Source organism: Nocardia sp. NPDC058518, assembly GCF_042719655.1.
GTDB lineage: Bacteria > Actinomycetota > Actinomycetes > Mycobacteriales > Mycobacteriaceae > Nocardia.
The window spans coordinates 93,490-100,609 of the sequence record NZ_JBHXNJ010000013.1 but is presented as its reverse complement, the minus strand read 5'-3'; the positions used below and the strand labels follow the sequence as shown (position 1 = coordinate 100,609).

Here is a 7,120-nt window from a genome sequence, read left to right as displayed (position 1 = left end):
CCTCTCTCCCTCTATCGCACTCAGCTGCGCTCCGCGGGCGGGGGGGGCGCTGACGCGGGGGGGGCGCCGCCGCGCCCCCCCCCCCCCCGCTCCTCCAGCGCGTGTGGCTCGAATCGCCGCGGATCCTCGAGCTCGTAATAGCTCGCGACCAGTGTTCGCACCTCGTCGAACAGTGCCTGCGGCCCATTCGCGGCGACGAGCTCGTCCACCCCGTCGCGCTCCGCGCGCACCCGCTCCCATGCGTCGGGAACCAGCTCCGCGGCCCGCTCCGGCTGACGCTCCGCGGCGGGTAACCCGAACAGATCCTCGAGGACCGCGTGCACCACGGTCCCGCGCACCGCGGCTCGCGACGGCGGTTCCGGCACCCGATCGATCGCCCGCAACCGGTACTTCAACGGGCACTGCTTGAAATCGCTTGCCCGCGAAGGCGACAACGCCGGACGCGACCGATGGACCGGCACGTCGGCGGTGTCGTCGGCCAGGGGCACGGACAAGGGCACTGACATATTTCGCAGGTTAACGGCAGGCACTGACAGGATTGCCCGATTCGGGCCCACATGCGGAGGTCGCGAGTTCGGCGCACGCGTCCGATACCGACGAACGGCTCAGGATTCGGTGGTTGTGGGCGGGGTCTGCCAGGATCGCGGCATGCAACTGATGTTCCGGGTGGGGGCGGTCTTGGCCGCGGTGATCATGGTGAGTGCGTGCGAGGATCCAGGAAAGGTGGTCCGGGTACCGGGCGCTACGGCTGCCTCGACCACATCGGCGGCGACGACCTCGGCCACCGCGCAGACCGACGAGCAGCGGTTGCGGACGGGGACCCTCGCCGAGGGCAACCGGATGGCCGAAGTGCTGGCGTTGTCCACCGATATCGATCCCGTTTTCGTGCGCCACGGACAGGCGGGTGTGCTCACTGAACCGATGCTCACCATCATGACCGGCCACAACAACGCGATCAGCTCGGCCGCCGCGGCGAACGGCCTGCTCACCGGATTCGTCGGTCAGCGTTCCAACGGTGGTGACACGAGCGCGGGCACCGACTGGCTCACCCACGGCATCATGCGCTTCCCGGACACCGCTTCGGCGAAAGCGGCGGCCGCCGCCCTCGCCACCGCGGCGACGACACAGCGCGGGATGTTGCAGACCGGTGACTGGGCTGCCGCCGATCTGCCCGGCGCATCGGACACCCGGTTCGTCACCATGGAGAATCGCGATCGGCTCGAGGGCATGGCGTTCACCGCGCACCGGGAGTTCGTGGTGTTCACCAGTGCTCGCCTCGGCGGACTGCCCGAGATCGAACGGACTGTTCGCACAGCGCTGGAACGGCAACGCCCCCTGCTGGATTCGTTCGTGGCGACGCCCGTCGCCGAGCTCGCGAAGCTGCCGTACGACCCGGACGGGATCAACGCGCTCGCGGTCGGCAACGGCAATGTGAGCAGCGGCGCCTACGGGCCGCGTGGCGCGCTGATCTTCACCGACGATCAGCAGGCGGCGCTCACGTTGTACCGCGAGGTGGGGCTGGTCGGGATCGGCATCGACGACAGTGCTGTCTATCGCACCGCCGACGCGGCCGCCGCGGCGAAACTGTCCGTCGCGACCGCCGCGGAGACCCTCGCCACCGAAGGCTGGAAGGGCGCGCCCGCCCCGGACGGCGTTCCCGGCGCCGCCTGCTGGACCGACGCCGACGCTCTGCAGTGGGCCTGCCTGGTATCCAGCGGCCGCCATGTCGCGCAGATCTGGGCGAAGTCGCAAGGCGAAGCGCACGCGCTGACCGGCGAACAGCACCGCGCGTTGGCAGCGGCGAAATAGCTGACCCGTCGATGGCGCGGATCGCCGCGCCTGGCAGGCTGATAGGTCCATTCTAAGAACGGGAGATCAATGACGGCCAGACGAACCGGTCCATTCGCTATCGGGGACCGCGTCCAGCTGACCGACGGCAAGGGACGCCTCTTCACCGTGGTGCTGGAGGAGGGTAAGGAATTCCACACCCATCGCGGCGGCATCAAGCACGACGACCTGATCGGCAACGACGAGGGCACCGTCGTGAAGTCGGTCAACGGCACCCCCTATCTGGCTCTTCGCCCGCTACTGACCGACTATGTGCTGTCGATGCCGCGCGGCGCGGCGGTGATCTACCCCAAGGACGCCGCCCAGATCGTGCACGAGGGTGATGTGTTCCCGGGTGCGCGGGTGCTGGAAGCCGGCGCCGGTTCCGGTGCGCTGACCTGCTCGCTGTTGCGCGCGGTCGGGCCCGAGGGCGAGGTGATCTCCTACGAGATCCGCGACGACCATGCCGAACACGCCGTCCGCAATGTGGAGACCTTCTTCGGCGAACGCCCGCCGAACTGGTCGATCACCATCGCCGACGTGGCACAGTACGAGGGCCCGCAGGTCGACCGTGTCGTGCTCGACATGCTCGCGCCGTGGGACGCGTTGCCCGCGGTGTCGAAGGCACTGGTTCCCGGTGGTGTGCTGGTGGTCTACGTCGCCACCGTCACTCAGCTGTCCAAGGTGGTCGAGGCGCTGCGTGAGCAGGAATGCTGGACCGAACCGCGCTCATGGGAGTCGATGGTGCGTGGCTGGCACGTGGTCGGTCTGGCCGTGCGCCCGGAGCATCGCATGCAGGGCCACACCGCGTTCCTGGTGAGCGCGCGGCGCCTGGCCGAGGGCACCGTCACGCCCAAGCCGCAGCGGCGTCCGTCCAAGGGCTGATCACCCGCGGGTGAGCAGGCGGGCGGCGATCAGTGCCGCCGCCGAGCCTGCGAACCAGGTCCAACCGTCCACGGTGAGGCCCCATCGGGTCGCCTGCAGGATCGCGAGCCCCGCCGCGATCACGGCGAGCACGGTGGCGGCCGAGCGGACACCGCGCACCGCGGCAACCGGACCGTCCCACCAGGGCAACGCGGTGTTCTCCAGGCCGCGCAGGACGAGGAACAGGGCGCCGGTGAGCGCGGCGGTCGCGGTGAGCTGCACCGCCGTGAGCAGCCAGAACCCGGGCTCGGTGGGCGCGGTGCGGTCGACTCCCGCCAGGTGGCTGAGCACGAGCACGGTGAGCAGGGCGGGCATGTGCCACAGGTAGAGCGTCATGGCGCCGGTGTTGCCGATGACCGTCAGCCACCAGACCCGAGGGCGCGCGGCGAGACGGCGTAACCAGGGCGCCACGGCGACAGCGGCGCAGCACAGCACCACCGCGTGCCCAGCGAGCAGCAGCGAGGGCGGCGCCAGATTCGACAGTCGCTGGCCCGGCACGGTCACCATGCTCGTTTCGTACGGGCCGGCCAGAACCAGCAGCACATCGGCCGCCAAGGCGACACAGGCGAGCACCGCCGCGGTCCGCCGGGACAGCAGACCGCGCAGATATCCGATCCCGAGCACCGCGGGCACCAGCCAGACGATCAAATTCAGATAGCCGAGCTCCATCGGCCCACCGGTGAGCCGCACCGCGTCGATCACCGCCGTGGTGACCACGATCACCGCGACCACGGCGAACATCCGGCGACCGCTGGAGACCCGCGCCGCGAGCAACGGCACGCACGCCAGCACCGCCAGATACATCCCGAGAAACCACAGCAGCTGCACGCTCGTCACCGCGAGCGGCCGGTGCCATCCCGGCGCGAGCACGAGATCGGCCACCGCCAGCAGCACCGCCGAGGCGCCGACGAAGTACCCGAGCGGTCGCACCAGGCGCTGGGTGCGCCGGAACAGCCAAGCGCCCCACGATGTCCCAGGTCCGAGGCCGCGCGCACCGGCGGCCACCCCCGCGAAGAAGAACAGCGGGAGTACCTGCAGAACCCAGGTGAGCGGCTGCAGCATCGGCAGGTCGGCGAGCACGTTGCCGAAATGCACCCCGGTGCCCGACACCGTCACGGTCAGCATCAGGCAGTGGCCCGCGACGACCACCACCAGCGACGAGATACGCAGCAGGTCCAGGAACCGATCACGATCGGCCGGAGTGTTCGCGGTGACCACCGCGACACTGGGCACAACACTCATGCACTGACGATCCCAGAATTCGCACCACGAACACAGCGCGGAACTACCTCGCCCCCCTGCGTGGAACTACTCGAGAGCGAGGGTGCGGGCTTGCGTATCGAACCGGTGAACCGTCGGCATGCAAGGGAATTCGCAGGTTACCGCGTATTCCTCGGTCGCCGGAGTCCCTTCGGTCGCCGGTGGATCCGATGATGGGCAGCAGCGACGGCTGAGGTCTCACGTCCGCATGAGTGATCTTGGTGCCTGCGCGCCTCGCAGAGCGATCGCACGGCCCTGGTGGTACTCGCGGATCATCCGGGCGGTGCCGAACGATCAGGCGGGCGTGCAGGGGGCCTGTGCGAAGCCGAGCAGCAGGCAGCCGCTGGCGTCGGAGAGCTTCCACGTGCCTGCCTCGCGCTGCCAGGTGACCGGGAACGAGGGCGCGGTGCCGTGTGGCGAGGTGATCGTCACATCGGCGGTGGCGGTGTCACCGCTGGTCACGACGTTGTCGACGGCGAAGGTCAGGGTGTAGCCGGCCAGCATGCCGTTCATCTGATCGATGTTGGCCTTGTGCGTATCGCCGTTGACGATCAGTTTCGCCTTGTCGTCGGTGGATACTCCGGGATCGGCGAACTTGATCAGCGTCGCCTTCAGGGAATCGGCGGTGGGGGCCGCGGCGTTGTCACCCGAAGGTGCCGGAGTTGCCGAAAGGCTGGACGGAGCGGCCGCGATACTGGTACTGCTCGTGGTGGCATTCGTCGAGGAATCGTCGGAGTCGCCGCAACCGGTCAGTCCGACGGTGACGGCGAGCGCCGCCGCGGCGGTGGCGACGATGACGCGGATCGTGCGGGGAGGAAGGAGCATGTTCAGCAACCTTTCGACTCGTTCGGCGAGTGCCCCGTACGGGGTGTTAGGGGAGCCTAACAGGTGCAAATGTGTGGTTGATGTCGTACCGACCGTACAAGATGTGATCACGACGAAACCATGTCGGAAAGCGAGAACGGACCGCGCCCGGTAGCGTTGAAAGACCGGGACTGGGAGGAGCAGCATCATGAGCCCCAACGAGAATTCGGATTCGGCGGCCTGGCGAGAGCTCGAGGCGGTACGCGCCGAGTCGGCTGCTCTTCGCAGGCAACTCGCCGATTCGCCGGATCGCGCACGCGAATTGGAAGCCAGGATCGATTCGCTGACCATCCGCAACGGCAAGTTGATGGACACGCTCAAAGAAGCGCGCCAACAGCTGATCGCGTTGCGTGAGGAAGTCGATCGCCTCGGCCAGCCGCCGAGCGGCTACGGCATCGTCATCCACGCGTACGAGGATCAGACGGTCGACGTCTTCACCTCCGGTCGCAAGATGCGCCTCACCTGCTCGCCCAATATCGACGCTGACGCACTGGAATACGGCCAGACCGTGCGCCTCAACGAGGCACTCACTGTCGTCGAGGCAGGCAATTTCGACGCCATCGGCGAAATCGGCACGCTGCGTGAGATTCTCGACGACGGCAGGCGCGCCCTCGTGGTCGGCCACGCCGACGAAGAGCGGGTGGTGTGGCTGTCGGGTCCGTTGTCCAAGATCGCCGAATACGACGACATGGCAGACCCCGATCAGCCGATTCGCAAACTGCGGCCCGGTGATTCGCTGCTGGTCGACACCAAGGCGGGCTTCGCGTTCGAGCGGGTTCCCAAGGCCGAGGTCGAAGACCTTGTGCTGGAAGAGGTTCCCGACGTCGACTACACCGACATCGGTGGTCTCGGCCGTCAGATCGAGCAGATCCGCGATGCGGTGGAACTGCCCTTCCTGCACAAGGATCTGTTCCGCGAGTACGCGCTTCGCCCGCCCAAGGGTGTGCTGCTCTACGGTCCGCCCGGGTGCGGTAAGACGCTGATCGCCAAGGCGGTGGCCAACTCCCTCGCCAAGAAGATCGCCGAGTCGCGTGGTCAGGATGCCAAGGAAGCCAAGTCGTTCTTCCTCAACATCAAGGGCCCCGAGCTGCTCAACAAGTTCGTCGGTGAGACCGAGCGCCACATTCGCATCATCTTCCAGCGGGCGCGTGAGAAGGCCTCCGAGGGCACCCCGGTGATCGTGTTCTTCGACGAGATGGACTCGATCTTCCGTACCCGTGGCTCCGGTGTGTCCTCCGATGTGGAGACCACCGTTGTGCCGCAGCTGCTTTCGGAGATCGACGGTGTGGAGGGGCTCGAGAACGTCATCGTGATCGGTGCGTCCAACCGCGAGGACATGATCGACCCCGCGATCCTGCGGCCCGGTCGTCTCGATGTGAAGATCAAGATCGAGCGCCCCGACGCGGAATCGGCGCAGGACATCTTCTCGAAGTACCTCACCGAGACGCTGCCGCTGCACGAGAGCGATCTGCGCGAGTTCGACGGCGACAAGCAGGCATGCGTCGAGGCGATGATCGAGAAGGTCGTCGAGCGGATGTACGCCGAGAGCGACGACAACCGGTTCCTGGAGGTCACCTACGCCAACGGTGACAAGGAAGTCCTGTACTTCAAGGACTTCAACTCCGGCGCGATGATCCAGAACATCGTCGACCGCGCGAAGAAGTACGCGATCAAGTCGGTGCTCGACACGGGTAACCCGGGTCTGCGGATCCAGCACCTGTTCGATTCGATCGTCGACGAGTTCGCCGAGAACGAGGACCTGCCCAACACCACCAATCCCGATGACTGGGCACGGATCTCGGGCAAGAAGGGCGAGCGGATCGTCTACATCCGCACGCTCGTCACCGGCAAGAACGCCTCGGCCAGCCGCGCGATCGACACCGAGTCGAACACCGGTCAGTACCTCTAGTCACGATCCAGGAAGGTCGCGTCCCGGCGGGGGCGCGGCCTTCCTGGTTCTGTTCGGATTTTTTTCACCGAAACGCTGCGCGACGGGAAGTGAATAGGGCACGCTTCACTTGTTCGTTTCACCTGATGAGGACTTACGAGGAGCGTTGACATGGCCGGTTCCGCCGCTGAATTGCTGACCGAGATCATCCTGCAGACCATCCAGAACCTGTTCAGTTCGATCAGCGCCGGCTGATCCAGCAGCTCTACGACGAGGGCCGCCCCACCCCCAAGACCGCCGCCACGGCCCCCCGCCCGGGATGTAGCCCCTGGGGGGGGGGCCCGGCGTGGTTGACCA

At 67.1% G+C, this 7,120-nt stretch carries 6 protein-coding genes; 3 read left to right on the top strand and 3 right to left on the bottom strand.

Translation table 11 applies throughout. The annotated features are described in order from the left end of the window. Positions 1-20 precede the first annotated feature (20 nt). Positions 21-506, bottom strand: coding sequence for a RecB family exonuclease (locus ACFWPX_RS22105; RefSeq protein ID WP_378928916.1), 486 nt, complete (start codon positions 504-506; stop codon positions 21-23). A gap of 142 nt (positions 507-648) precedes the next feature. Between ACFWPX_RS22105 and ACFWPX_RS22100 the strand changes: the two genes are divergently transcribed. After that, positions 649-1,809, top strand: a complete 1,161-nt coding sequence (locus ACFWPX_RS22100; RefSeq protein WP_378928915.1) for a hypothetical protein — start codon at positions 649-651, stop codon at positions 1,807-1,809. A 69-nt stretch (positions 1,810-1,878) separates the two neighbouring features. Then, positions 1,879-2,712, top strand: a complete 834-nt coding sequence (locus tag ACFWPX_RS22095) for a tRNA (adenine-N1)-methyltransferase (protein ID WP_378919618.1) — start codon at positions 1,879-1,881, stop codon at positions 2,710-2,712. On the opposite strand, the gene ACFWPX_RS22090 is transcribed toward ACFWPX_RS22095, so the two are convergent. Both ACFWPX_RS22090 and ACFWPX_RS22085 read right to left on the bottom strand, forming a co-directional pair. Beyond that, positions 2,713-3,993, bottom strand: a complete 1,281-nt coding sequence (locus ACFWPX_RS22090; protein ID WP_378928914.1) for an acyltransferase family protein — start codon at positions 3,991-3,993, stop codon at positions 2,713-2,715. Positions 3,994-4,305: 312 nt separating this feature from the next. Continuing rightward, entirely contained in the window at positions 4,306-4,836 is a 531-nt protein-coding gene (locus ACFWPX_RS22085; RefSeq protein ID WP_378919622.1) for a hypothetical protein, read from the bottom strand. Between the two features lie 187 nt (positions 4,837-5,023). On the opposite strand from ACFWPX_RS22085, the gene arc reads away from it, so the two are divergent. Further along, positions 5,024-6,784, top strand: coding sequence for a proteasome ATPase (arc, locus tag ACFWPX_RS22080; RefSeq protein WP_266290003.1), 1,761 nt, complete (start codon positions 5,024-5,026; stop codon positions 6,782-6,784). Positions 6,785-7,120: the final 336 nt, after the last annotated feature.

What these genes read in the sequence shown, in the direction of transcription:
- ACFWPX_RS22105 (WP_378928916.1), bottom strand. Translation starts at nt 506, where the DNA reads ATGTCAGTGCCCTTGTCCGTGCCCCTGGCCGACGACACCGCCGACGTG.
- ACFWPX_RS22100 (WP_378928915.1), top strand. Translation starts at nt 649, where the DNA reads ATGCAACTGATGTTCCGGGTGGGGGCGGTCTTGGCCGCGGTGATCATG.
- ACFWPX_RS22095 (WP_378919618.1), top strand. Translation starts at nt 1,879, where the DNA reads ATGACGGCCAGACGAACCGGTCCATTCGCTATCGGGGACCGCGTCCAG.
- ACFWPX_RS22090 (WP_378928914.1), bottom strand. Translation starts at nt 3,993, where the DNA reads ATGAGTGTTGTGCCCAGTGTCGCGGTGGTCACCGCGAACACTCCGGCC.
- ACFWPX_RS22085 (WP_378919622.1), bottom strand. Translation starts at nt 4,836, where the DNA reads ATGCTCCTTCCTCCCCGCACGATCCGCGTCATCGTCGCCACCGCCGCG.
- arc (WP_266290003.1), top strand. Translation starts at nt 5,024, where the DNA reads ATGAGCCCCAACGAGAATTCGGATTCGGCGGCCTGGCGAGAGCTCGAG.